The organism is Aeromicrobium sp. IC_218 (genome assembly GCF_004336805.1).
In the GTDB taxonomy this organism is placed as follows: domain Bacteria; phylum Actinomycetota; class Actinomycetes; order Propionibacteriales; family Nocardioidaceae; genus Aeromicrobium.
Genome location: NZ_SJXM01000004.1, coordinates 55664 through 79671, shown reverse-complemented (window position 1 = coordinate 79671; position 24008 = coordinate 55664). Strand labels below are relative to the sequence as shown.

General features: G+C 73.5%; 22 protein-coding genes. 11 read left to right on the top strand and 11 right to left on the bottom strand.

Translation table 11 applies throughout. From position 1 onward, the window contains the following. Nucleotide 1 precedes the first annotated feature (1 nt). The 7 genes from E0W78_RS06275 to E0W78_RS06245 are packed head-to-tail and all read left to right on the top strand — an operon-like array spanning nt 2 to nt 8837. Nucleotides 2-1381, top strand: coding sequence for a nucleotide sugar dehydrogenase (locus tag E0W78_RS06275; protein ID WP_131402999.1), 1380 nt, complete (start codon nt 2-4; stop codon nt 1379-1381). Beyond that, entirely contained in the window at nt 1378-2412 is a 1035-nt protein-coding gene (locus E0W78_RS06270) for a GDP-mannose 4,6-dehydratase (RefSeq protein WP_207392664.1), read from the top strand. The genes E0W78_RS06275 and E0W78_RS06270 overlap by 4 nt, the downstream gene beginning before the upstream one ends. Further along, the gene (gene glmS / locus E0W78_RS06265) at nt 2413-4203 is read left to right on the top strand and encodes a glutamine--fructose-6-phosphate transaminase (isomerizing) (protein ID WP_131402998.1); all 1791 of its coding nucleotides are present in this window, start codon (nt 2413-2415) and stop codon (nt 4201-4203) included. Further along, nucleotides 4200-5666, top strand: coding sequence for a polysaccharide deacetylase family protein (locus tag E0W78_RS06260; protein WP_165570420.1), 1467 nt, complete (start codon nt 4200-4202; stop codon nt 5664-5666). The genes glmS and E0W78_RS06260 overlap by 4 nt, the downstream gene beginning before the upstream one ends. A 3-nt stretch (nt 5667-5669) precedes the next feature. Further along, nucleotides 5670-6449 carry a hypothetical protein gene (locus E0W78_RS06255; protein WP_207392663.1) on the top strand — a complete coding sequence of 260 codons (780 nt, stop codon included), beginning with the start codon at nt 5670-5672 and terminating at the stop codon, nt 6447-6449. Between the two features lie 59 nt (nt 6450-6508). Then, on the top strand, nt 6509-7132 hold the full coding sequence (locus tag E0W78_RS06250) for a TetR/AcrR family transcriptional regulator (RefSeq protein WP_131402996.1): 624 nt from the start codon (nt 6509-6511) through the stop codon (nt 7130-7132). A 19-nt stretch (nt 7133-7151) separates the two neighbouring features. After that, nucleotides 7152-8837: an MDR family MFS transporter gene (locus tag E0W78_RS06245; RefSeq protein ID WP_131402995.1), complete on the top strand. Its 1686-nt coding sequence runs from the start codon at nt 7152-7154 to the stop codon at nt 8835-8837. Nucleotides 8838-8904: 67 nt separating this feature from the next. Here E0W78_RS06245 and E0W78_RS06240 read toward each other — a convergent pair whose 3' ends face one another. After that, nucleotides 8905-11397, bottom strand: a complete 2493-nt coding sequence (locus E0W78_RS06240) for a glycosyl hydrolase family 65 protein (protein ID WP_131402994.1) — start codon at nt 11395-11397, stop codon at nt 8905-8907. Continuing rightward, nucleotides 11397-12107 carry a beta-phosphoglucomutase family hydrolase gene (locus E0W78_RS06235; RefSeq protein ID WP_131402993.1) on the bottom strand — a complete coding sequence of 237 codons (711 nt, stop codon included), beginning with the start codon at nt 12105-12107 and terminating at the stop codon, nt 11397-11399. Before E0W78_RS06235 ends, E0W78_RS06240 begins: the two co-directional genes overlap by 1 nt. 105 nt (nt 12108-12212) lie before the next feature. On the opposite strand from E0W78_RS06235, the gene E0W78_RS06230 reads away from it, so the two are divergent. Beyond that, nucleotides 12213-13397: an arginine deiminase gene (locus E0W78_RS06230; RefSeq protein ID WP_131402992.1), complete on the top strand. Its 1185-nt coding sequence runs from the start codon at nt 12213-12215 to the stop codon at nt 13395-13397. Nucleotides 13398-13470: 73 nt separating this feature from the next. Here E0W78_RS06230 and E0W78_RS06225 read toward each other — a convergent pair whose 3' ends face one another. Beyond that, on the bottom strand, nt 13471-14313 hold the full coding sequence (locus E0W78_RS06225) for a DUF5926 family protein (protein ID WP_131402991.1): 843 nt from the start codon (nt 14311-14313) through the stop codon (nt 13471-13473). 43 nt (nt 14314-14356) lie between these two features. Then, nucleotides 14357-14752, bottom strand: coding sequence for an ATP-binding protein (locus E0W78_RS06220; protein ID WP_165570419.1), 396 nt, complete (start codon nt 14750-14752; stop codon nt 14357-14359). Between the two features lie 142 nt (nt 14753-14894). Here E0W78_RS06220 and E0W78_RS06215 point away from each other — a divergent pair, with 142 nt between their 5' ends. Next, nucleotides 14895-15209, top strand: a complete 315-nt coding sequence (locus E0W78_RS06215; RefSeq protein ID WP_347559432.1) for a rhodanese-like domain-containing protein — start codon at nt 14895-14897, stop codon at nt 15207-15209. Nucleotides 15210-15272: 63 nt separating this feature from the next. On the opposite strand, the gene E0W78_RS06210 is transcribed toward E0W78_RS06215, so the two are convergent. The 3 genes from E0W78_RS06210 to E0W78_RS06200 all read right to left on the bottom strand — a co-directional run bounded on the left by E0W78_RS06210 (nt 15273) and on the right by E0W78_RS06200 (nt 17331). After that, nucleotides 15273-15545, bottom strand: coding sequence for an HU family DNA-binding protein (locus tag E0W78_RS06210; RefSeq protein ID WP_207392671.1), 273 nt, complete (start codon nt 15543-15545; stop codon nt 15273-15275). Nucleotides 15546-15656: 111 nt separating this feature from the next. Beyond that, nucleotides 15657-16325 (bottom strand): leucyl/phenylalanyl-tRNA--protein transferase, encoded by a 669-nt coding sequence (aat, locus tag E0W78_RS06205; RefSeq protein ID WP_242686254.1) that lies wholly within the window; start codon nt 16323-16325, stop codon nt 15657-15659. 37 nt (nt 16326-16362) lie between these two features. Next, on the bottom strand, nt 16363-17331 hold the full coding sequence (locus tag E0W78_RS06200; RefSeq protein ID WP_131402988.1) for a phosphotransferase: 969 nt from the start codon (nt 17329-17331) through the stop codon (nt 16363-16365). A 65-nt stretch (nt 17332-17396) separates the two neighbouring features. Here E0W78_RS06200 and E0W78_RS06195 point away from each other — a divergent pair, with 65 nt between their 5' ends. After that, complete coding sequence (locus E0W78_RS06195; protein WP_131402987.1) at nt 17397-18071, top strand: EcsC family protein; 675 nt, start codon at nt 17397-17399, stop codon at nt 18069-18071. Between the two features lie 3 nt (nt 18072-18074). Here the strand turns inward: E0W78_RS06195 and E0W78_RS06190 are convergent, their stop codons facing one another. From E0W78_RS06190 to E0W78_RS06180, 3 genes are all read right to left on the bottom strand, one after another. Next, on the bottom strand, nt 18075-18983 hold the full coding sequence (locus E0W78_RS06190) for a hydroxymethylglutaryl-CoA lyase (protein ID WP_131403204.1): 909 nt from the start codon (nt 18981-18983) through the stop codon (nt 18075-18077). A gap of 14 nt (nt 18984-18997) precedes the next feature. Further along, nucleotides 18998-20842 carry a biotin carboxylase N-terminal domain-containing protein gene (locus E0W78_RS06185; RefSeq protein ID WP_131402986.1) on the bottom strand — a complete coding sequence of 615 codons (1845 nt, stop codon included), beginning with the start codon at nt 20840-20842 and terminating at the stop codon, nt 18998-19000. A 94-nt stretch (nt 20843-20936) separates the two neighbouring features. After that, on the bottom strand, nt 20937-22481 hold the full coding sequence (locus E0W78_RS06180) for a carboxyl transferase domain-containing protein (RefSeq protein ID WP_131403203.1): 1545 nt from the start codon (nt 22479-22481) through the stop codon (nt 20937-20939). A 77-nt stretch (nt 22482-22558) separates the two neighbouring features. On the opposite strand from E0W78_RS06180, the gene E0W78_RS06175 reads away from it, so the two are divergent. Beyond that, nucleotides 22559-23128 (top strand): TetR/AcrR family transcriptional regulator, encoded by a 570-nt coding sequence (locus E0W78_RS06175; RefSeq protein ID WP_131402985.1) that lies wholly within the window; start codon nt 22559-22561, stop codon nt 23126-23128. On the opposite strand, the gene E0W78_RS06170 is transcribed toward E0W78_RS06175, so the two are convergent. After that, nucleotides 23125-23997, bottom strand: a complete 873-nt coding sequence (locus tag E0W78_RS06170) for an EamA family transporter (RefSeq protein WP_131402984.1) — start codon at nt 23995-23997, stop codon at nt 23125-23127. The genes E0W78_RS06175 and E0W78_RS06170 overlap by 4 nt on opposite strands. Nucleotides 23998-24008: the final 11 nt, after the last annotated feature.

Genomic DNA, 24008 nt, shown 5'->3' with positions numbered 1-24008 from the left:
CATGACCGCGACCGCCCCCGTCCCCCCCACCAGCACGGTTCCCACCGGCACCGTCCCCAGCGACCCGGAGCCCACGCCCATCCCGGTGCCCGACCCCGTAGTCACGCCGCTCACCGTCCCGGTGTTCACGCACGACGTCGCCATCGTCGGCCTGGGCTACGTGGGACTGCCCACCGCCCTGGCCTACCACCACGCGGGACGCTCGGTGCTCGCGCTGGACGTGTCCGCCCGCCGGCTCGACGACATCGCGAACGGAGCGGTCGACGCCATCGCCAGCGACCACGACCGGCTCACCGAGGCGCTGGACTCGACCCGCTTCGAGCTGACGTCGGACGTGCGCCGCCTGGCCTTCGCCCGCGCGGTCATCATCTGCGTGCCGACCCCCGTCGACGCCCACCTGGTGCCCGACCTGGGCATCCTCGGGCGGGCCTGCGCCACCGTCGCCGCCGAGGCCGTCCCCGGCCAGCTGCTCGTGCTGACGTCCACCACCTACGTGGGCTGCACCGCCGAGCTGCTCGGCCAGCCGCTGGCCGCCCGCGGCCTCGTCGTCGGCGAGGACGTCCACCTGGCGTTCAGCGCCGAGCGGATCGACCCCGGCAGCACGATCGTCGCCCAGGAGCAGGTGCCCCGGGTCGTCGGCGGCGCCACCGCCGCGTGCCTGGAGCGGGCGGTGGAGCTGCTGGGCCGGTACGCGGACTCGGTGCACCCGGTCCCGTGCCTGGAGACCGCCGAGATGACCAAGCTCTTGGAGAACACGTTTCGCGCCGTCAACATCGCCCTGGCCAACGAGTTCGCCGACGTCTGCACCGATCTCGGCCTCGACGTCACGGACGTGATCGGCGCCGCCGCCACCAAGCCCTACGGGTTCATGCCGTTCTGGCCCGGACCGGGCGTCGGCGGCCACTGCATCCCGTGCGACCCGCACTACCTGCTGTGGCAGCTGCGCCGCAGCCACGTCGAGGTGCCGGTGATGGACGCCGCGATGCACCAGATCGCCGCCCGGCCCGGACGCGTCGTCGAGCGGGTCCGCAAGGTGCTCTCGGACCGCGGTCTCGGCATGGCCGGCGCGCGCGTCCTGGTCATGGGCGTCGCCTACAAGCCCGGCGTCGCCGACCTGCGCGAGTCGCCCGCGCTCGAGATCCTCGAGCAGCTCCAGCACGAGGGTGCCCACGTCGGCTTCGTCGACCCCTACATCGACAGCGCCCGGCTGCCCGACGGCAGCGAGCTCCACGCCGTCGCCGACCCGCGCGCCTTCCAGCCCACGCTCGTCCTGGTGCACACCGCGCACCCCGGGCTGGACGTCTCGTGGATGGCGCCCGAGCAGCTCGTGCTCGACGCCACCTTCCGCACCGCGGTGCCGGCCGAGCGGGTGACCCTGTGAGCCGCCCGGTGCCGGTCCGCACGCTCGTGACCGGCGGCGCCGGCTTCGTCGGCAGCCACCTGGTGGAGCTGCTGCTGGAGCGCGGCGACGAGGTGGTCGTCCTGGACGACCTGTCGACCGGACGGCTGTCGAACCTGGACGCCGTCGCCAACCACGCCTCCCTGGGCTTCGTGCACGGCTCCGTGCTCGACCGTCCCCTGGTGGAGCGCCTGACGCGCAGCGTCGACCGGGTCTTCCACCTGGCCGCGCAGGTCGGCGTCGACCTGGTCGTCGCCGAGCCGCTGTCGGGACTGCGCACCAACATCCACGGCACCGAGAACGTGCTGGAGTGCGCGCTCGCCGCCCGGGTGCCGGTGCTGCTGGTCTCCACCAGCGAGATCTACGGCAAGAACACCGCCGACCGGCTGCACGAGGACTCCGACCGGATCCTGGGCTCCCCGCTGCTCTCGCGGTGGACGTACGCCGCGGCCAAGGGCATCGACGAGGCCTTCGCCCATGCCTACTGGCGCCAGCACGACCTGCAGGTGACGATCGTCCGGCTGTTCAACACCGTCGGCCCTCGTCAGGTGGGCCACTACGGGATGGTCGTGCCGCGGCTCGTGGGCCAGGCCCTGCGCGGCGAGCCGCTCACCGTGCACGGCGACGGCGAGCAGACCCGCTGCTTCTCCTTCGTCGGCGACGTCGTCCCGGCGATGGTGGCCCTGGCCGAGGACGAGCGGTCCGTCGGGCAGGCGTTCAACCTCGGTGGCGCCGAGGAGGTCAGCATCCTCGACCTCGCCCGGCGCGTCCTGCAGGTGACCGGCAGCTCCAGCACCGTCCGGCTCGTCCCCTACGCCGAGGCGTACGCCCCCGGCTACGAGGACATGCGCCGCCGGGTGCCCGACAACACCCGGGCCCAGGAGCTCGTCGGCTTCGTGCCGCGCACGCCCCTGGACGAGGTGATCGCCAAGGTCGCGGAGTCCCTGCGCGACGACGCCCGCCCGGTCGCGGAGACGCGGCTGGTGCTGGCGGCGACCGAGGCGGTGGTCTAGATGTGCGGCATCGTGGCCGGACGCACGTCCGGCGCCGTCACCGGCACCCTCACCGAGGCGCTGGCCCGCCTGGAGTACCGCGGCTACGACTCGGTCGGTGTCGCCGTCGCCCAGGGCGACGGGACGCTGCAGGTGCGGCGCACCACCGCCCGGGTCGAGGCGCTGGTCGACCGGCTGGCCGCCGACCCGGTGGGCGGCACGACCGGGGTGGGCCACACCCGCTGGGCCACGCACGGCGCGGTCACCGAGGGCAACGCGCACCCGCACGCCGACTGCTCCGGGCGCCTGGCGCTGGTCCACAACGGGATCATCACCAACGCCGACGCGCTGCGCGCCGGACTGCGCGAGCGTGGGCACGTCGTGGCGTCCGACGTCGACAGCGAGGTCGTCGTCCACCTGGTCGAGGAGGCCCTGGGCACCGGCCTGGCCGCCGCGGTCGAGGCGGCGGTCGAGCAGCTCACCGGCACCTGGGCCCTGGCCGTGCTCGACGCGCTGACCGGCGAGCTGGTCGCGGCCAGCCACGGGTCGCCGCTCGTCGTGGCCGAGGGGCCCGAAGGGGTCTACCTGGCCAGCGACGTCGCGGCGGTCGCCCCGTGGATCGAGGACTTCCGGGTGCTCGAGGACGGTCACGTCGTGGCCGTCGGCGACACGACCACGTGGCGCCACGGCGGGCGCGCCGCCGAGCCGCCGCCGCTGCGCCGCTGCACCATCTCGGTCGCCGAGCTCAGCCGCGAGCTGTACGCGGACTTCATGAGCAAGGAGATCGACGAGCAGCCGCTCGTCGCGGCACGCGTCCTGGAGTCGTGGGGCGCCCCGGCGCAGGACGGCTCGCTGTGGCACGGCTCGGGCCTGCCCGACTTCGCCCGCGTGGCGGTGCTCGGGTGCGGCACGTCGCTCAACGCCGGACGTGCCGTCGCCGGCGTCCTCGGCCGCGTGGCCGGGGTGCCGACGCAGGCCGTGGTCGCCAGCGAGGCCGACGACTGGGTCGTCGAGCCCGACACGCTCGTGCTCGCGTTCAGCCAGTCCGGCGAGACCGCGGACGTCCTGCGGGCGCTCGACCGGGTCGAGCACCGCGGCGCCCCGGTGGTCGCGGTGACCAACTCGGCGTGGTCCGCGCTCGGCCGCCGGGCCGACTTCGTCATGTCGTGCCACGCCGGTCCCGAGATCGGCGTCGCGGCCACGAAGACGTACACCGCGCAGGTGCTCACCGGCACCTGCCTGGCCATCGCCGCGTGCGTCGGCACCGGGCGGCTGGCCCGCTCGACCGGACGCGCGATGGTGGCCGACCTGGGCCGCGTCCCGGACCTGGTCGCCCAGTCGATCGGCGTCGCCATGCAGGCGGTGCCGACGATCGCGGCGGCCACCTCCGAGGCGTCCGGGTTCCTGTTCCTGGGCCGCGGCATCGCCCGCAGCTACGCCGACGAGGGCGCGCTCAAGCTCAAGGAGCTCAGCTACCTGTGGGCCGAGAGCCACGCGTCCGGCGAGCTCAAGCACGGACCGCTCGCGCTGGTCGAGCCCGGCACGCCGGTCGTGGCCGTCGACGACGGCTCGTCGCGCATGCAGGCCAGCCTGGCCGAGGTCCGCGCCCGCGGCGGCGACGTCATCGACATCGGCGGCCCCGGCTCGGCGCTCCCCGCGCTGGGCACGACGGGCGGCATCCCGGGCATCGACTGGTGCGGACCGCTGGAGTCGGTCATGGCCATGCAGGTCCTGGCCCGCCAGGTCGCCGTGCTGCGCGGTCGCGACATCGACAAGCCGCGCAACCTGGCCAAGTCGGTGACGGTCGAGTGAACGCCACCCACCGTCACCGCCAGAGCGCGCACGAGCCGTCGCGCCGGTTCGCGGCCGTCCTGGTCGCGGTGCTCGCCGCCGTGGCCGTCGTGGTCGCCGTGCTGGCCTGGGGCGCGCCGAGCGCCCCGGGCGCGACCCGGCCGCTGACCGTCGTCAGCCTGACCTTCGACGACGGCAACGCCGACCAGGCCCAGGCCGCCCAGATCCTGCAGGACCACGGGATGCGGGGGACGTTCTACGTCCCGTCCGGCTTCCTCGGCGCGCAGGGCTACCTGACGCTGGCCCAGGTCAAGGGCCTCGAGGCCGCCGGGCACGAGATCGGCGGGCACACCATCAACCATCCCGACCTGGTGTCGGCCAGCCCGGCGGAGAAGATCCGTCAGGTGTGCGGCGACCGCACGTGGCTGATGGAGCAGGGCCTGACGGTGCGCAGCTTCGCCTACCCGTTCGCGAGCCTGGACGCGGCGAGCAAGCAGGTCGTGGCCGACTGCGGCTACAACAGCGGCCGCGGCCTGGGCGACCTGCGCACCGGACGCGCCGGCGACGAGTGCGCCGGCTGCCCACGCGCCGAGACGATGCCGCCGCCCGACGCGTTCGAGACCCGCGCCCCGGCGCAGGTCGAGACCGACTGGACGCTGGCCGACCTGAAGCGGATCGTCACCAACGCCGAGCAGACCGGCGGCTGGACCCAGCTGACCTTCCACCACGTCTGTGCGTCGGGGTGCGAGATCTCGGTCAGCCCGGCCGTGCTGACGCAGTTCGCCGCCTGGCTCCAGCCACGCGCCGCCACCCGCAACACGGTGGTGCGCACGGTCGGGGACGTCGTCGGCGGCGCGGTGAAGCCCGCCGTCCCCCCGACGGCCGAGCCTCCGCTGGCCCCGGGCGTCAACGGCGTGGTCAACCCCGGGCTCGAGCAGCTGGACGCGAACGGCGACCCGGTCTGCTGGATGCGCGGCGGGTACGGCACCAACACCGCGACGCTCGACACCAGTGCCGGCCGCACCGGGACGCGGGGCGCCCGCGTGACCGTCAGCGGGTACGCCGACGGCGACGCCAAGTGGCTGCCTCGCTTCGACCTGGGCGACTGCAGCCCGACGGTCGCCGCGGGCCACGCCTACTCGCTGCGCTCCTGGTACCGCTCCAGCGGCGTCACGCAGTTCGCGGTGTACCTGCGCGACGCCGGCGGGACGTGGCACTACTGGACGTCCAGCCCGTGGTTCGCCGCGGCGCCGGACTGGACCCACGCCGCGTGGACGACGCCGGAGCTCCCGGCCGGGTCGACGGGCCTGAGCTTCGGGCTCAACGTGTTCGCGAACGGCACGCTGGAGACCGACGACGTCGCGGTCTACGACGCCGAGGGTGCGCCGGCGGCCACCGCCGGCGAGAGCGTGCCGACGCCGCAGGAGGCGCCGTCGCTCACCGGTGCCCCCGAGCCGCCGCCCGGGGACCTCGGGGCGGGGTGACCCGTGCTGCGGCCCCAGCCGTCCCCGCGGCCCCGCGCCGCGGGGACGGTCGCCGCGCTCGTGGCCCTGGTCGTCGTCCTGGCCCTGGTGGCGACGCTCGTGGCTGACTCCCGCTCACCCGCGCTGCGCGGGCGCCGCTACCCCTGGCACACCGACATCACCGCCACCACGTTCTGGGTCGGGGAGATCTTCGACCCCGACGCCGACGACGGGTCGCAGCGCATCTCGGCCTACGACGACGCGTGGCTGGAGCACTACGGCGGCTGCGACGGCCGGCAGGTCGGCGACGACTGCCGCACCGAGCGCCGGTTCCGCGCCGACGGCTGGTTCCCCCGGCACATGCGCCCGCTGGAGAATCCCTTCTACCTGGACCTGCCCTACGACGACAAGACGGTCGAGGAGAACCTCCGCACCCGCGGGGACGTCGTCCCGTGGGCGGGCGAGGAGCCGTACCGCAGCCGCGTGGACGACCCCCGGTACAGCCTCATGAAGAACCGCTGGGTCGAGCTGCGCCGGGGCAGCCGGCGGTGCTTCGGCCAGGTCGAGGACGCCGGGCCGGGCGAGTACTCCGACGTCGACTACGTGTTCGGCTCCGACGACGCCCGCCCGCTCAACCAGCGCTACGGCGGCGCCGGGATGGACGTCTCACCGGCGCTGACCGGCTGCCTCGGCTTCGACGACGTCAACGGCGTCACCGGAGGCGTCCACTGGCGGTTCGTCGACGAGGTGGACGTGCCGCCCGGACCGTGGCGGCGCCTGGTGACCCGGTCGCCCGGGTCCTGAGGCGGACGTCACCCGCCGAGGATTTTTGCACTCTTGGCCCGATAGTGTAAAAAGTCCTGGTGACCGAGACGATCGAGGAGGGCCGCCGCGACGCCAAGCGCCGCGCCACCCGCACGTCCCTGGTCACCGCCGCCCGGAGCCTCACCGCCCGGCACGGCGTGCAGGGCTTCACCGTGGAGCAGCTGTGCGAGCAGGTCGGCGTCTCGCGCCGGACCTTCTTCAACTACTTCGCCACCAAGGACGAGGCGATCCTGGGTGCGCCCGCCGACGAGCTGCCCGCCGACGCGGTCGCGGCCTTCCTGGCCGGCGGTGGCGACGAGCCCTTCACCGGCGACCTGGCCGGCGACTTCGTCGAGCTGCTCGCCGCGGCCCACGAGGGCGCGGCGCTGACCCGGGAGGAGCACGTCGCGCTGCACCGGGCGCTCGTGGCCGAGCCGCGGCTGCTCGACCAGCTGATGGAGCGCGGCCGGGCCATGGAGGAGCGGATGGCCGCCCTCGTGGCCGAGCGCGAGGGGCTGGCCGCGGACGACCCGCGCGCCCGCGTCGCCGCGACCCTGCTCGGCGCGGTCGGGCAGGCCGTCGCCATGCGCTTCTTCTCCACCGAGTCCGTCACCTCGTTCCGCGACGAGGCCGCCCCCGACCTGCAGGCCCTGCGCGACCTGCGCCTGACCCCGCGCCCCTGAGCGCACGACCGAGGACACCATGACGAGCACCGACCTGCGCGACGACGCGCCCCTGCTGCTGACCCAGCGGCGGATCTGGATCATCTTCTCCGCGCTCATCGCGGGCATGTTCCTGGCCAGCCTGGACCAGACGATCGTCTCCACCGCGATGCCGACCATCGTCGGCGACCTCGGCGGCGTCGAGCACCAGGCCTGGATCACCACGGCCTACCTGCTGGCGACGACGATCGTCATGCCGATCTACGGCAAGTTCGGCGACGTCCTGGGCCGGCGCAACCTGTTCCTGTTCGCCATCGCCGTCTTCACGCTGGCCTCGCTGGGCTGCGCGCTGAGCGACGACTTCTGGTCGTTCGTCGTCTTCCGCGCGATCCAGGGCCTGGGCGGCGGCGGCATGATGATCCTCAGCCAGGCGATCATCGCCGACATCGTGCCGGCCAACGAGCGCGGCAAGTACCTCGGCCCGCTGGGCGGCATCTTCGGCCTGTCGGCCGTGGCCGGCCCGCTCATGGGCGGCTTCTTCGTCGACCACCTCAGCTGGCACTGGGCGTTCTGGATCAACCTGCCCATCGGCGCCGCCGCGTTCCTCATCGCCTGGTTCGCGCTCACCCTGCCGACCAAGCGTCCCGAGCACGGCATCGACGTCCCCGGCGTGGTGCTGCTGTCGGCGGCCACCACCTGCCTGATCTTCTTCAGCGAGTTCGGCGGCAACGCCGACCACGGCTGGGGCGCCACGTCCACGTGGATGTGGGGCGCCGGCCTGGTCGTCGCGGTCTGCGGCTTCGTCATGGTCGAGTCGCGCGCGCAGGACCCGATCATCCCGCTCAGCCTGTTCCGCAGCTCGATCTTCGTCATCAGCACCGCGATCGGCTTCACCCTCGGCATGGGCATGTTCGCCGCCCTGGCCTTCCTGCCGACGTTCCTGCAGATGTCGTCGGGCACCTCCGCGGCGACGTCGGGCCTGCTGATGCTCCCGATGATGGTCGGCCTCATGGGCACGTCCATCTGGTCCGGCATCCGGATCAGCCGGACCGGCCGCTACAAGGCGTTCCCGATCGTCGGTGCCGCCGTCGTCGGCGTGGCGATGCTGTGGCTGACCACGCTGTCGGCCGACACCCCGATCTGGGTCATCTGCGCGCAGATCTTCGTGTTCGGCGCCGGCCTGGGCCTGATCATGCAGGTCGTCGTCCTGGTCGTGCAGAACTCCGTGCCGGTCGACCAGATCGGCACCGCGACGAGCACGAACAACTACTTCCGCGAGGTCGGTGCCGCCCTGGGCGTCGCGATCTTCGGCGCCATGTTCACCAACCGGCTGTCCGAGCGGCTGACGGACGTCTTCACGAGCTCGGGCGCCTCGGCGTCCGACGCCGCGTCGGCCACCGCGACGCTCGAGCCCTCGGTCATGGACCAGCTGCCCGAGCCGGTGCGCGACGGCATCGTGACCGCCTACGCCGACGCGCTCGCCCCGGTGTTCTGGTACCTGGTGCCGTTCATCGCGGTCGCGCTCGTGCTGGCGTTCTTCCTCAAGGAGATCCCGCTGTCCGACGTCGCCGGCATGGTCGCCCGCGGCGAGGCGATCGGCGGCGAGGAGGCCGAGCGGCTGGACGCCGAGCAGCGCGCCACCGTGTCCGGCCCGTCCGCCACGACGGTCGACGACCACCCCGCGACCGACCGGGTCACCGAGGCGGACGACTCCCCCACGCGCTGAGCGTGACGTTGTTGCGGCCGCGCACGGCGTGTCGCCGCAACAGCGTCACTCCCAGCGAGGAGGCGGGCTACTCGCCCGAGGGGACGATCGCCGAGATGACCGTGCCGTCGGCGCGCAGCGTGCCGGCCGGGCTGGACGGCTCGCCGGACAGGCGCGGGCCCTGGTCCTTGAGCGCCACCACGACGGGCTCGCCCGGGGCGACGGTGACCGACTCGCCGCGCACGTCGAACGTGAGCGGGTGGTCGCCGTGCTCGACGGACATCTCCAGCTCGGCCGGGCGGACGGTGACCCGCACGCGGGTGCCGCGCAGCGTGAGCCGGTAGGTCAGCGACTCCCACGCGTCGGGCAGGCGCGGGTCGATCGTCCAGCGTCCGTCGCCCAGGTCGCGGAACCCGCCGAAGCCGGACGCCAGCGCGCTCCACACGCCGCCGGTCGAGGCCACGTGCACGCCGTCGGACGTGTTGGAGTGCCGGTCGGCCAGGTCGACGTACAGCGCCGACAGGAAGTAGCGCAGCGCCAGGTCGTGGTAGCCGACCTCGGCCGCCATGATCGACTGCACGACCGCCGACAGCGTCGAGTCGCCCGTGGTGATCGGGTCGTAGTACTCGAAGTTGCGGCGCTTCTGCTGCGGCGTGAACGTCTCGCCCTGCAGGAACAGCGCCAGCACGACGTCGGCCTGCTTGAGCACCTGGAACCGGTAGATCACCAGCGGGTGGTAGTTCAGCAGCAGCGGCCGCTTGCTCATCGGCGTGTTGGCCAGGTCCCACATCTCGCGCTCGAGGAAGTGCGAGTCCTGCGGGTGGATGCCCAGGTGCTCGTCGAACGGGATGCTCATGCCCTCGGCGGCGCGCTCCCACTCGCGCACCTCGGACTCGCGCAGGTCCAGCCGGCGGACCAGCTGCTCGTACGCGCCCGGGTCGCGGTCGGCCATCGTGCGCACGGCCTCGGCCGCCCGGCGAAGGTTCTGGCGGGCCAGCACGTTCGTGTACAGGTTGTCGTTGACGACGGTCGTGTACTCGTCCGGGCCGGTCACGCTGTGGATGTGGAAGCTGCCGTTCTCCTCGTTGCGCCAGAAGCCGAGGTCGGCCCACAGCCGGGCGGTCTCCACGAGGATGTCGATCGCCTCGCGGTTGAGGAAGTCCACGTCGCCGGTGGCGCCCACGTACTTGCTCAGCGCGTACGCGATGTCGGCGTCGATGTGGTACTGCGCGGTGCCGGCGGCGTAGTAGGCCGAGGCCTCCTCGCCGTTGATCGTCCGCCACGGGAACAGCGCGCCCTTCTGGGCCAGCTGCCGGGCGCGACGGCGCGCGGCGTCCAGCAGCATGTAGCGGAAGCGCAGCGCATTCCGGGCCGCCCGCGGGGTCGTGTACGTCAGGAACGGCATGACGTAGACCTCGGTGTCCCAGAAGTAGTGGCCGCCGTAGCCGCTGCCGGTGACGCCCTTGGCCGGGATGCCCTGGCCCTCCGCGCGCGCGGAGGCCTGGATGACCTGGAACAGGTTCCAGCGCACGGCCTGCTGCACCTCGGGCTGGCCGGGCACCTCGACGTCCGAACGGGCCCAGAACGCGTCGAGCCACGCGCGCTGGTCGGCGCGCTCCTGCTCGACGCCCTGGTCGCAGGTGCGGTCCAGGGTGCGGTCGCAGCGGTCGAGCAGCTCGCGGGCCGGGACGCCGCGCGAGGTGTGGTACGCCACGATCTTGGTCAGCGTGATCGGCACGCCCGGCTGGGCCTCGACGCTGTAGACGACCTTGGCCAGGTCGTCGGCCGTCTGGACGTGGACGGTGCGCTCGTTCTCGGTCTCGAGCCGGTGGCTGGCGGCGACGGCGAGCGTCATGCCGCTCTCGGCGCAGCGGTAGCCCAGGTAGACGCGGCCGCGCTCCTCGTCGCCGGAGTGGTGCTCGGGCAGCAGGACGCGGCGGTCGAGCTGCTCGGCCTTGCGCGGGTCGACGCCCTCGCCCATCGCCTTGGCGCGCACGTGGTACTCGTCCTCGCCGTCCTGGCGGTTGAGGATCTGCGAGGAGATGGTGACCGGCGCGTGGTCGTCCAGCAGCGTGACCTCGAAGGTGAGGATCGCCAGGTGCTTCTGGGTGAACGACACCATGCGGGTGCTGCGGATGCGGACCCGCTTGCCGGCCGGGGTGCGCCACAGGATCTCGCGGCGCAGCACACCGTCGCGGAAGTCCAGGGTGCGCTCGTACTCGAGCAGGTCGGCGATCGACAGCAGCAGCGGCTCGTCGTCGACGTACAGCCGGATGACCTTGGCGTCGGGGGCGTTGACGATCGTCTGCCCGACGCGGGCGAAGCCGTACGCCTCCTCGGCGTGCTGGATCGGCCAGGTCTCGTGGAAGCCGTTGATGAAGGTGCCGTGCGTGTGGGAGTCGCGGCCCTCCTCGACGTTGCCGCGCAGGCCCAGGTAGCCGTTGCCGACGGCGAACACCGACTCGGTCGTGCCGAGGTCGTGCGCGCTGTAGCGGCTCTCGGTCAGCGCCCACTCGTCGACCGGGAAGCGGGTGCGGTCGAGCATGTCGGTCGCCGGCGGGGCGACGTGCGAGGGGCCCATCAGATCAGCTCCGCCAGGTCGGACACGACACGGTGCGCGCCGGCGCGCAGCAGCGCGTCCTCGCCGGCGCCGCGGTCGACGCCGACCACGAGCCCGAAGCCGCCGGCCGAGCCGGCCTCGACGCCGGAGGTCGCGTCCTCGACGACGACCGCGCGGGACGCCTCGACGCCCAGCTCGGTGGCCGCCTCCAGGAACGTCGCCGGGGCGGGCTTGCCGCGCAGGCCCTTCTCGGCGGCGACGTTGCCGTCGACCAGGACGGGGAAGTGCTGGCGCAGGCCGGCCGTCTCCAGCACCGACGGGGCGTTGCGCGACGACGACACGACCGCGAGCTTCGTGCCGCGCTCGACCAGGGCCTCGATCAGCCGGACCGAGCCCGGGTAGGGCTCGACACCCTCGGTGCGCAGCACCTCGGAGAACGCGTCGTTCTTGCGGTTGCCGAGCCCGCACACGGTGTCGTCGGAGGACGGGTCGCTCGGGTGCCCGTCGGGCAGCTCGATGCCGCGCGAGGCCAGGAACGAGCGGACGCCGTCGTAGCGCGGCTTGCCGTCGACGTAGTCGTAGTAGTCCTGGTCGGTGTACGGCTCCTCGATCCCGCGAGCGGTGAGGAAGTCGTTGAACATCTTGCTCCACGCGTGCATGTGCACCACCGCCGTCGGCGTGATGACGCCGTCGAGGTCGAAGAGCACCGCGTCGTACTGGTCCCAGTCCACCCCAGAAGCGTAGGGCCGCCACGCCAGGACCGAAAACGCTCGCGGGCGTGACCTGCGTCCCGAGCGTCCCGAGCGCCCCGGTCCGGACGCGGCTAGGGTCGGCGCATGCTTGGCGCAGACACCGAGGTGGGTCGGCTCCGCACCGTGATGCTGCACCGTCCGGGTGACGAGCTCGCCCGCCTGACCCCGCGCAACAACGACTCCCTGCTCTTCGACGGCATCCCGTGGGTGGGCCGCGCCCAGGACGAGCACGACGCGTTCGCCCAGGTGCTGCGCGACCACGACGTCGAGGTGCTCTACCTGCGCGAGCTGCTCACCGAGACGCTCGCCGACGAGACCGCCCGCACGGACGTCCTCGACACGACGCTGGCCGACCGCCGCCTCGGCGACACGCTGCGCCGCCACCTGCGCGCACACCTGGCCGAGGAGCATCCCGACGACCTGGCCCAGGTGCTGGTCGCCGGGCTGCGCAACGACGAGGTCAAGCACCGCTCGATCGTCACCGGCCTGCTGCGCACCGACGACTTCCTGGTCGACCCGCTGCCCAACCTGCTGTTCACCCGCGACTCGTCGCTGTGGCTGCGCGACCGCGTCGTCGTCACGAGCCTGGCGATGCCCGCGCGCGTCCGCGAGACCCAGCTGACCCGGCTCGTCTACGCCCACCACCCGCGCTTCGCCGGCACGCCGGTGCAGCACGGGCCGGACGCCGAGCGGCTCGAGGGCGGCGACGTGCTCGAGCTCGCGGCCGGCGTCCTGGCCGTCGGGGTCGGCGAGCGCACCACGCCGGCCGGCTTCGAGCGGTTCGCCACCGACGTGCTGGCCGCCGACCTGGCCCGCACGGTGCTGGCCGTCCCGATCGCCCAGGACCGCGCCACCATGCACCTGGACACGATCGTCACGATGGTCGACCGCGACACCGTCGTCATCTACCCGACGATGGCCGACTCGCTGCAGGCGTACGCGGTGACGCACGACGGCGACGAGCTCGTGGTCGCCCCGGCCCGTCCGTTCTTCGTGGCCGCCGCCGACGCGATGGGCATCGAGCGGCTGCACCACATCGACACCGGCCTGGACCCGGTCACGGCCGAGCGCGAGCAGTGGGACGACGGCAACAACACGCTCGCGATCGCACCGCGGGTGGCGATCGCCTACGAGCGCAACGAGCAGACCAACGCGCGGCTCGCCGAGCACGGCGTCGAGGTCGTGGCGATCAGCGGCTCCGAGCTCGGCTCGGGCCGCGGCGGACCGCGCTGCATGAGCTGCCCGGTCGCCCGCGACCCGCTCGACTGAGTCCGTCGCGGCACGCACCGCCGGCTGAGCCTGTCGAAGCCCCTTCGACAGGCTCAGGGAGCGGAGGGCGGCGTCAGCGGATGGTGAGCTGGCGGCTGGCCAGGCCGTTGCGGGCCGAGCGCTGCTCGCTGGTGAGCGAGGACGTGTCGGCCAGCGCCTCGTCCAGACGTCCGCTCAGCGCGGCGATCGGGTCCTCGATCGTGCCGGCGTCCTGGCCCTGCTCCATCTCCCACACCGGGACGAGCAGGCCGTGCGCGCGGAACATGCCGAGCAGACGGGTGTCGTCGCCGAGCGTGTCCGCGCCGGCGACGTGCAGCCGGGCGAAGGCGTCGAGCAGCGGCGACTCGTCGTGCGGCAGCACCCAGCGCAGGAAGACGCGCTCGCCCATCTGCACCCAGTAGGCGGCCTCGACCGAGTCCAGGCGCACGGTCGGGGCGACCGACTCGTTGGCCTGCTCGAGCATCGCGGCGGTCTGCGCGGAGTCGTCGTTGCCCTCGACCCAGTACTCGAAGCCGTCGTGGACGGTCACGTCGAAGGACTGGCCCGGCTCCACGACGTCCTGCAGGCGCGGGCCGACGCCCGGGTCGGTCATCGGGACGGGGTTGCCCGGCTCGGTGTCCTTCGCGAGCTCCAGGACGTGCGCGAGGTCGCGGCTGACGTCGCCGAAGTTGTGCGGGACCTGCAGGCCCAGCCACACCTCGCCGTCAGGGCGGCGGATGCCCGCGGTGCCACCCGGCAGCAGCGAGCAGACCCGGACCGGCTGGTCGTGGCCCTGCACGCGCACCTGCGCGGTGGCGGCGGGGACGATCTCGCGCAGCGCGACCCAGTCGCACTCTCCCGGGAGTCCCTCGAAGGTCCGTGCGACGAACGGCATGCGCTCGCGGGACGGCTTGATGCGTCGTGACTTCTTGCCCACGAGCGACGAGCCTAGGCCACGCCGGGCCGGGCGGCAGCGGCGGTCAGGACCTGCGCATCGAGAGCATCGCGTTGACCCGCGTGCCCTGGTCCATGTCGACCCACCAGCGGTCGGCGACGCGGCTGATGATCGACAGGCCGCGGCCGGACAGCGAGTCGGCGTCGAAGTCGACCGGCTTGAGGCTGTCGACGTGCCCGCCGTCGGTGACGCTCAGCTCGAGCAGTCCCTTGGCGATGCTCCAGCGGATCTCCATCGTGCCGTCGGGTCCGGGGACGCCGTGGCTGACCGCGTTGGCGATCATCTCGCTGAGCACGATGAGGGCGTCGTCGACGACGTCGTTGGACGCCTGGTTCTGGGTGAGGAAGGCGGCGAGACGGGTCCGCGCGATGCTGGGCGTGGACCGCTCGAAGGGGAGTCGGACGACGTCCTGACGCGCCACGTCGTCCCTCCCTCCAGGTGTCGTCCAGAGTGGACGCCACCGCCTGGTGTCACGGTACCTGCGGGGGACCGGTCGCGCAGGACGACGGCCACCGAGCCAGGAGCCTACCGGGCACGCCGCCGCACCGGGCACCATGGAGGGCATGAACCCGCACGAGATCCCGTCGACGACCGTCGACCAGCTGCCCGACCCGCTGCCCGCCGACCTGGTCGTCCTGGACGTCCGCGAGCACCACGAGTGGGAGGCGGGCCACGTCGAGGGCGCGGTCCACGTGCCGCTCGGCGAGGTGCCCGAGCGGGCCGGCGAGCTCGACCCGCAGAAGCGCACCCTCGTGGTGTGCCACCTGGGCGGCCGGTCCGCGCGCGCGACCGCCTACCTGCAGCAGCTCGGCCACGACGTGGTCAACCTCGACGGCGGCATGGACGCCTGGCAGGCCGCCGGACGCCCGACGGTCTGACCCGCGGACGCGACGAGGCCCCCGGACCCTGCTGGGTCCGGGGGCCTCGTCGTGGCGGCTGCCTTACTTGGCGGCGGCCTTCAGCTTCGAGCCGGCGCTCACCTTGACGCCGTAGCCCGCGGGGATCTCGATGGTCTCGCCCGTGGAGGGGTTGCGGCCGGTGCGAGCCGAGCGCTCGACGCGCTCGACCGACAGGATGCCGGGGATCGAGACCTTCTCGCCCTTGCTCACCGCGTCGAGCAGGACGTCGGCCAGGGCGGACAGGACCGAATCAGCGTCGGACTTGGTGGTGCCCGCCTTCTCGGCGAGGGCGGAAACCAGGTCGCTGCGGTTGATAGCCACGAATGAACTCCTAAAGGTGGGTCAAATACGCGTGTCAGTCTACGGACGCCCCGACGCCCCGCACGCGCGAGGCGCGCCGGGGAAATCTTGAAGTTTCGCTGATTTTCAGGCCCAGAGGGCCGGCCGGGGCGCGTCGACGAGGTCCGGCAGCGCCGCGAGGTACTGCGCGCGGGGCCACTCGACCACCCCCAGCGAGGCCAGGTGGGGGGTCTGCCACTGGACGTCGACGAGCCGTCCGGGGCCCGCGGCCTCGCCACCCATGAGCTCGCAGAGGGCCATGAGCGCGACCTTCGAGGCGTCCGTGGCGTGGTGGAACATCGACTCCCCGGCGAACAGGCCGCCGACGTTGAGTCCGTACAGACCGCCGACCAGGCGTCCGTCCGCGTCCCAGGTCTCGACCGAGTGCGCCCAGCCGAGCGCGTGCAGGTGGACGTACGCGTCGCGGATCTCCTCGTCGATCCAGCCGCCCGGACGCGTGGGGTCGGCGCACGCGTCCACCACGTCCTCGAAGGCGCGGTCGACGGTCGTCTCGTAGCGGCGGCCGGACTTGCGCAGCGAGCGCGTCACGCGCAGCTGCGCCGGGTGCAGGACGCCGCGCCGCATGGGTGACCACCACAGCAGCTCGCCGTCGTCGGGCATCGGGAAGGCGCCCACCCGGTAGGCGGCCACCACCGTCTCGGGGTCCAGGTCGGCGCCGGCGCCGACGAGGTCCTGGGCGGGCCACGACGCCGGGTCCAGGTCCCACCGCGACGGGCCGAGCGGCTGCGGGGTCACGGCCGGGCCTTCCGCTCGGTCACGATGGTTCGCTCGCTCACGGCCACGGCTCCAGGACGTTGGCCAGGTGGCGCAGCGGCGCGTCGCCGTACTCGGCCAGCTCGGCCGGGCCGGCCTCGAGCAGGGACGTCCACCAGGTCAGCGCCCGGTTCACCGGGTGCGTGAGCGCGGCCGCGGACATGAGTCCGTCGAGCTCGGCGTGCGACAGCTCCCACTCCAGCCGGTAGCCCTCGACGACGGCGGCCCAGTCGAGCGTCCCTCCGTGGCGGACGATGCCGTACGGCACCATCAGCACCTCCACGGCGTGGGCCCACTGGGCGTCGCCGAAGTCGAACAGCCGCAGGCGTCCGTCCTCGACGAACACGTTCCACGGATGGGCGTCGCCGTGCTGGAAGGTCGACGGCACCGGCCCGTCGGTCAGGCGGGCCGCGGCGTCGGCCACGAGCGGGCGCGCCGCCCGCAGCTGGGCGGCCAGGTCGGCGTCGACGTGCGTGGGGTGCGACGGCTCGAGCGCCTCGAAGGTCTCGACCAGCCGGTCCAGGCGCTCGGGGACGGTCGCGGGCGAGCAGTCGGGCAGGCCGGCCTCGACCAGCGCGTCGCGGTGGGCCACGGTCCGGCGCTGCAGCCGGGCCGCCCCGCGCAGCACGTCGCTCCACTCCTGCTCGGTGGGCTCGTGGGCGTCGCCCAGCACGGCGCCGTGGTCGACGACCGCCATCCAGCCGCGCCCGGCGTCGACGGCCAGCGGCGGCAGCACCTCGGCCGGGGCCAGGCGCGCGAGCACCCGGTGGACGGCGGGCTCGAACGCGGCGCCGGCGACGTTGGCCTTGAACCACACGCGTCCGGCGTCGGTGGGGGCCACGAGCTGGGTGGACCAGGGCCGCACGCGGGGCTGCTCGACCGGTCCGGTGACCACACGGCCGTCGGCCTCGCAGGCCGCGACGAGCCAGGCCTCGGCCTCGGCCCGCCACGCCGGATCGGTCACCCGGACCGAGAACGGCTGCGTCATGGCCGTCAGCGTAGGGCCGATCGCGTCCACGGGCCGCCCAGCCGGGCCGAACCTATGCTCGGAGCATGGGCATCGGACGCAACGCCGCACTCGCCGCCACGGCCAAGGCCGGACCCGGCTTCACCTCGACGTACGTCCGGCAGGTCCTGGAGTACGCGATCGACGGGCTCGGCCCGCTGCGCGGGGCCGAGGAGTCCGCGGACGCCGCGCTGGTGTCGGCCGACGGTGACGTGGAGCGCGCCGTGAAGGCGTACATCTCCTCGCACGTGCGGATGGCCGCGGGCCAGGGCTTCGTCACCAACCTGTTCGGCGGCACGGCGGCCGCGGTCTCCATCCCGGCCAACGTCGCCGGCGTCGCGCTCGTGCAGTGCCACCTCGTCGCCGGCCTGGCGCACCTGCGCGGCTACGACCTGGCCGACCCGCGCGTCCGCAACGCCGTGCTCGCCTGCATGCTCGGCCGCGACGGCGTCGAGCAGCTGCTCAAGCACAAGAAGCTGCCCTCGTCGCCGATGGCGCTGGCCACCTCGCCGGTGCACGACCCGCAGCTCGACAAGCGGGTCGCCACCGAGGTGACCACCCAGATCTTCGGCAACGTCATCGGCAAGCGCGCCGCCGTGTTCGTGGCGCGCCGCGTGCCCGTGCTGGGCGGCGGCGTCGGCGCGACGGCCGACGCCCTGTCGACCCGCGACGTCGGGCGGTACACCGCGTCCGAGCTCAAGGACCGCCGGCTGCGCCGCTGACCCTCAGCCGAGGGCGCGGACGACGGCCGACGGCGACTCGCGGCCGAGCTGCTCGGCCATCCAGGTGCTCGTGCGCACCAGGTCGTCCAGGCGGACGCCGTGCTCGATGCCGAGGCCGTCGAGCATCCAGACCAGGTCCTCGGTGGCCAGGTTGCCGGTCGCGCTCTCGGCGTACGGGCAGCCGCCGAGACCGCCGGCGCTCGCGTCGAACGTGGTGATGCCCGACTCCAGCGCGGCGTACGCGTTCGCGAGCGCCTGGCCGTAGGTGTCGTGGAAGTGCATCGCCAGCCGGTCGACGTCCACGCCGGCGCCGGAGAACGCGTCGACGAGCGAGCGGACGTGGCCGGGCGTGGCCACGCCGATGGTGTCGCCGATGCTCAGCTGCGACGCACCCATGTCGAGCAGCCGGCGTCCGGCGGCGACGACGCGGGCGACCTGAACCGGTCCCTCCCAGGGGTCGCCGAAGCACATCGAGACGTAGGCGCGGACGTCCAGGCCGAGGCGGGTCGCCTTCTCGACCACCGGCTCGAACATGGCGAACTGGTCGTCGTAGGTGGACGCCAGGTTCTTCTCGGCGAACGTCTCGGTGGCGCTGGCGAAGACGGCGACGTGCTTCACACCGGCGGCCAGCGCCCGCTCCAGGCCCTTCTCGTTGGGGACGAGCACGGGCGTGGGCACGGCCAGCTCGCCCAGGTCGGCGAGCAGGTCGGCCGCGTCGGCGAGCTGCGGCACCCAGCGCGGGTGGACGAAGCTCGTCGTCTCCACCACCGGCAGGCCCGCCGCCACGAGCCGGCGGACGAACTCGGCCTTCACCTTCGTGGGGACGACCGTCGACTCGTTCTGCAGCCCGTCGCGCGGGCCGACCTCGTAGATCGTCACGCGCTCGGGCAGCGCGGGGTCGCGCTCGACCATCGGCAGGCGTCGCTTCACTCGTCCTCCACCACGAAGAGCACGTCGCCCAGCGCGACGCGCGCGCCCGCCGCGGCGGCGACCGTCGTGACGACGCCGTCGTACGGGGCGGTGAGCGCGAGCTCCATCTTCATGGCTTCGAGCACTCCCAGCGACTCGCCGGCGTTGACGTGCTGCCCTTCGGCCACCGCGACGCTCAGCACGGTGCCGGGCATGGGGGCGGTGACGTCGGCGTCCGCAGCCCCGTGGGCGCTGCGGTGGCGGCGCGTCCCGTCCGGCAGCGACAGGGTCCAGACCTGCCCCTCGACCGCGACCAGCGCGCGTCCGGGGACGTCGTCCTCCACCAGCCAGCCCCCGGCACCACAGGTCTCGATGAGCGGAGCCCGGTGCAGCGTCCCGTCGTCGTCCTCGAGCGTCACGGTCACCGGGACGTGCTCCCCGACCCGCCATCCATCGCGGGCGCCGAACGGCGTGTCGTCGCGTGGCGGGACGAGCTCGTGCGCGGCCGTCCGGAGCGCGGCCGCCGGCACGGTCGGCCGGGTGAGCAGCTCGGGCGGCACGTGGGCGTCCAGCCAGTCGGTCGGCACCGGGCCGCGGCGGAAGTCGTCGGTGGCGACGAGCCGGCGCAGGAATCCGAGGTTCGTCGTGAGCCCGACGACGACCGACCCGTCGATCGCCTCGAGCATCGCGGCGATCGCCTCGGCGCGGTCGGTGCCGTGGGTGACGAGCTTGGCGATCATCGGGTCGTAGGCGGTCGTCACCTCGCCGCCGGCGACGTACGCGGACTCCTCGCGCGCCGGACCGCCCCAGCGCAGTGCCGAGATCGTCCCGGCCTGGGGCAGGAAGCCCGCGTACGGGTCCTCGGCGTAGACCCGTACCTCGAGCGCGTGGCCGTCGAACCCGATCTCGTCCTGGGCCAGCGGCAGCGGCTCGCCGGCGGCGACGGCGAGCTGCCAGGCCACGAGGTCGGTGCCGGTGACCTCCTCGGTGACGGGGTGCTCGACCTGCAGGCGGGTGTTCATCTCCAGGAAGAACGCCTCGTCGCCGGCGACCAGGAACTCGACGGTGCCGGCGCCGGTGTAGCCGACCTCGCGGGCCAGGGCCACGGACGCGTCGTGCAGCCGCTGGCGCAGCGCCTCGGGCAGGTCGGGCGCGGGCGCCTCCTCCAGCACCTTCTGGTGCCGGCGCTGGGCGGAGCAGTCGCGGGTGCCGAGGTGGACGACGTCGCCGTGCTCGTCGCCGAACACCTGCACCTCGACGTGGCGTCCGCCCTCGACGTACCGCTCGACGAGCAGCGTGTCGTCGCCGAAGGCGGCGGACGCCTCGCGGGCGGCCCGGGCCAGCGCCTCGGCCAGGCCGTCCGGGGTGCGCACGACGTGCATGCCCTTGCCGCCACCACCGGCCGCGGCCTTGACCAGCACCGGGTACGCGTCGGCGGGCACCGCGTCCGGCTCGAACCGAGGAGTCACCGGCACGCCGGCGCGCTCGGCCACCTCGCGGGCGCGGTCCTTGCGGCCCATGAGCTCGATGACGTCCGGCGCCGGGCCGATCCAGGTGAGGCCGGCCTCGACGACGGCCCGGGCGAACCCGGCGTTCTCGGACAGGAAGCCGTAGCCCGGGTGCACGGCGTCGGCGCCGGACTCGCGGGCGGCGGCCAGCAGCCGCTCGACCGACAGGTACGACTCGGCGGCCGGGGTCGGGCCCAGGCGGACGGCGACGTCGGCCTCACCGACGAACGGGGCGTCGGCGTCCGCGTCGGAGTACACGGCGACGGTGCGCAGCCCCTGCTCGCGGCAGGTGCGGAACACGCGGCGGGCGATCTCGCCGCGGTTGGCGACCAGGACGGTCGTGAAGGTGCTCATGGGTGCTTCCTCGGCTCTCGCTGAGTGTGACGTTCCGGGGGTCCGGCGGCCGGATCGAGCCCCGGAACGTCACGCTCACGGTGACGGTGGGCGCTCACATCCGGAAGACGCCGAACTGCGGCGTGGGGATCGGGGCCTGGGCGGCGACCTGCAGGCCCATGGCGACGACGCGACGGGTGTCGGCGGGGTCGATGATCCCGTCGTCCCACAGCCGGGCGGTGGAGTAGTACGCCGAGCCCTGCTCCTCGTACTGGGCGCGGATCGGCGCCTTGAACGCCTCCTCGTCCTCGGCGCTCCACTCGCCGCCCTTGGCCTCGATGCCGTCGCGGCGGACGGTGGCGAGCACGGACGCGGCCTGCTCGCCACCCATGACGGACGTGCGCGCGTTGGGCCACGTCCACAGGAAGCGCGGGTCGTACGCCCGGCCGCACATGCCGTAGTTGCCGGCGCCGTACGATCCGCCGATCACGACGGTCAGCTTCGGCACGACGCTGGACGCGACGGCGGTGACGAGCTTCGCGCCGTCCTTGGCGATGCCGCCGTTCTCGTACTGGCGCCCGACCATGAACCCGCTGATGTTCTGCAGGAACAGCAGCGGGATGCCGCGCTGGTTGGCCAGCTCGACGAAGTGGGCGCCCTTCAGCGCGGACTCGCTGAACAGGATGCCGTTGTTGGCCAGGATCGCGACCGGGTAGCCCATGACGTGGGCGAACCCGCAGACCAGCGTCTCGCCGTAGAGCGGCTTGAACTCGTGCAGCCGTGAGTCGTCCACGACCCGGCGGATCACCTCGCGGACGTCGTAGGGCGTGCGCGGGTCGGCCGGCACGACGTCGGCGAGCGTGGCCGGGTCCTCGCGCGGCGGGGCCGGGGGCCGGCGGTGGACGCTGGGCCCCTCGGCCGGGCCGAGCGTGCCGACGATCGAGCGGACGATCTGCAGCGCGTGCTCGTCGTCGTCGGCCAGGTGGTCGACCACGCCGGACGTGCGCGCGTGGACGTCGCCGCCGCCGAGCTCCTCGGCGGTCACGACCTCGCCGGTCGCGGCCTTCACCAGCGGCGGGCCGCCGAGGAAGATCGTGCCCTGGTCGCGGACGATGACCGTCTCGTCGCTCATCGCGGGGACGTACGCGCCGCCGGCGGTGCACGAGCCCATGACCGAGGCGACCTGCGGGATGCCGCGGGCGCTCATCTGGGCCTGGTTGAAGAAGATGCGGCCGAAGTGCTCGCGGTCGGGGAACACCTCGTCCTGCATGGGCAGGAACGCGCCGCCGGAGTCGACCAGGTAGACGCAGGGCAGGCGGTTCTCCTGGGCGACGGCCTGGGCGCGCAGGTGCTTCTTGACGGTCAGCGGGTAGTAGGTGCCGCCCTTGACCGTCGCGTCGTTGGCGACGACGACCACCTCGCGACCGCTCACCCGTCCGATGCCGGTGACGATGCCCGCGCTGGGCACCTCGCCGCCGTACATCCCGTGCGCGGCCAGCGGCGAGAGCTCCAGGAACGGCGAGCCGGGGTCGAGCAGGCGGTCGACCCGGTCGCGGGGCAGCAGCTTGCCGCGGGCCACGTGCCGCTCGCGCGACGACGCACTGCCGCCCTGGCGGACGACCGCGAGGTGCTCGCGCAGCTCGGCGACCAGCTCTCTCATCTCGGGCACGCTCAGCCTCCATCTCGGGAACAGGCGCAGGTTAACGCACGTTAACCGACGGGCGCTAGACTGGCCCCGTGACGACCGAGCTCCCCACGTCCACGCGCCGCGACCAGATCCTGACGACGGCCGCGAAGCTGTTCGCCGAGCGCGGCTTCCACGGCGTCTCGGTGCACGACATCGGCGCGGCCTGCGGCATCTCCGGGCCGGCCCTCTACAAGCACTTCTCGGGCAAGGACGACGTGCTGAGCGCCGCGCTCGTCGCGATCAGCGAGTTCCTGCTCGCGGGCGGCCGGCGCGTCGCGGGCGAGGGCTCGTCGCCGGACGTCACCTACGCCGAGCTGGTCGAGTTCCACGTCGACTTCGCGCTCGGCTCGCCCGAGCTCATCTCGGTGCAGGCCCGCGAGTGGCAGAACCTCGCCCCGGACGCCCGCCGCCAGGTGCGCGAGCTCCAGCTGGCCTACGTCGACGTCTGGGTGGACGTCCTGCGCGAGCTGCGCCCCGGCCTCGACCGTCCGGCCGCGCGCGCCGCCGCCCAGGCCGTGTTCGGCCTGCTCAACTCCACGCCGCACAGCGCCCGGCTCGACCAGGCGTCCATGCGGGCGCTGCTGGTGCGCATGGCCCGCGGCGCGCTGTCCGGGCTCTAGGCCGGCACGACCTCGCGCCGGCGCAGCCGGACGCTGGCGATCGCGACGCCCGACAGCATGACCAGCCCGCCGGCCGTCTCCAGCGCCGTCGGCACCTCGTCCTGCACGAGCCACGCCGCGAGGATGCCGACGACCGGCACCAGCAGGATGAACGGCACCACCGCACCGGCCGGGTAGCGGGCGAGCAGGCCGTTCCACACCACGTAGCCGAACAGCGACGCGAACACGACGGTGTAGGCGGTCGACAGCACCGCCGTCCAGCCGAGCCCGGCGATCGCGTCGCCCACCTCGGCCGGGCCGTCGACCGCGAGCGACAGCGCGAGCGCGGGCAGCGGCACCACGAGCGCGGACCAGGCGACGAGCCCGAGACCGGACGCCATGCGGGCCCGGCGGGCGGCGACGTTGCCGATCGCCCAGGAGAGCGCCGCGCCGATCGTCACCAGCAGCGGCAGCACCGGCGCGCGCAGCCCGTGGGCCAGGGCGACGACGAGCAGGCCGACCGTCCCGACGCCGACCCCGACGACCTGCTGCGTGGTCGACCGCTCGCCCAGCGCGACCGCGGCGATGACCACCGTGAACATCACCTGTGCCTGCAGCACGAGCGACGCCAGGCCGGCCGGCATGCCCAGGTCGAGCGCGACGTAGAGCAGCGAGAACTGGCCCAGGCTCATGAACGCGCCGATGACCAGGACGTCCTTCCAGGGGCCGGGCTGCGGCACGAGCAGCACGAGCGGGAACGCGACGAGCACGAACCGGAAGGCCAGGAACAGCAGCGGCGGGACGTCCTGCAGGCCGGCGTCGATGACGACGAAGTTCAACCCCCAGACGAGGGCGACGAGCACGGCGAGCAGGCTGTGGCGCGGCGACATGGGTCCCATCG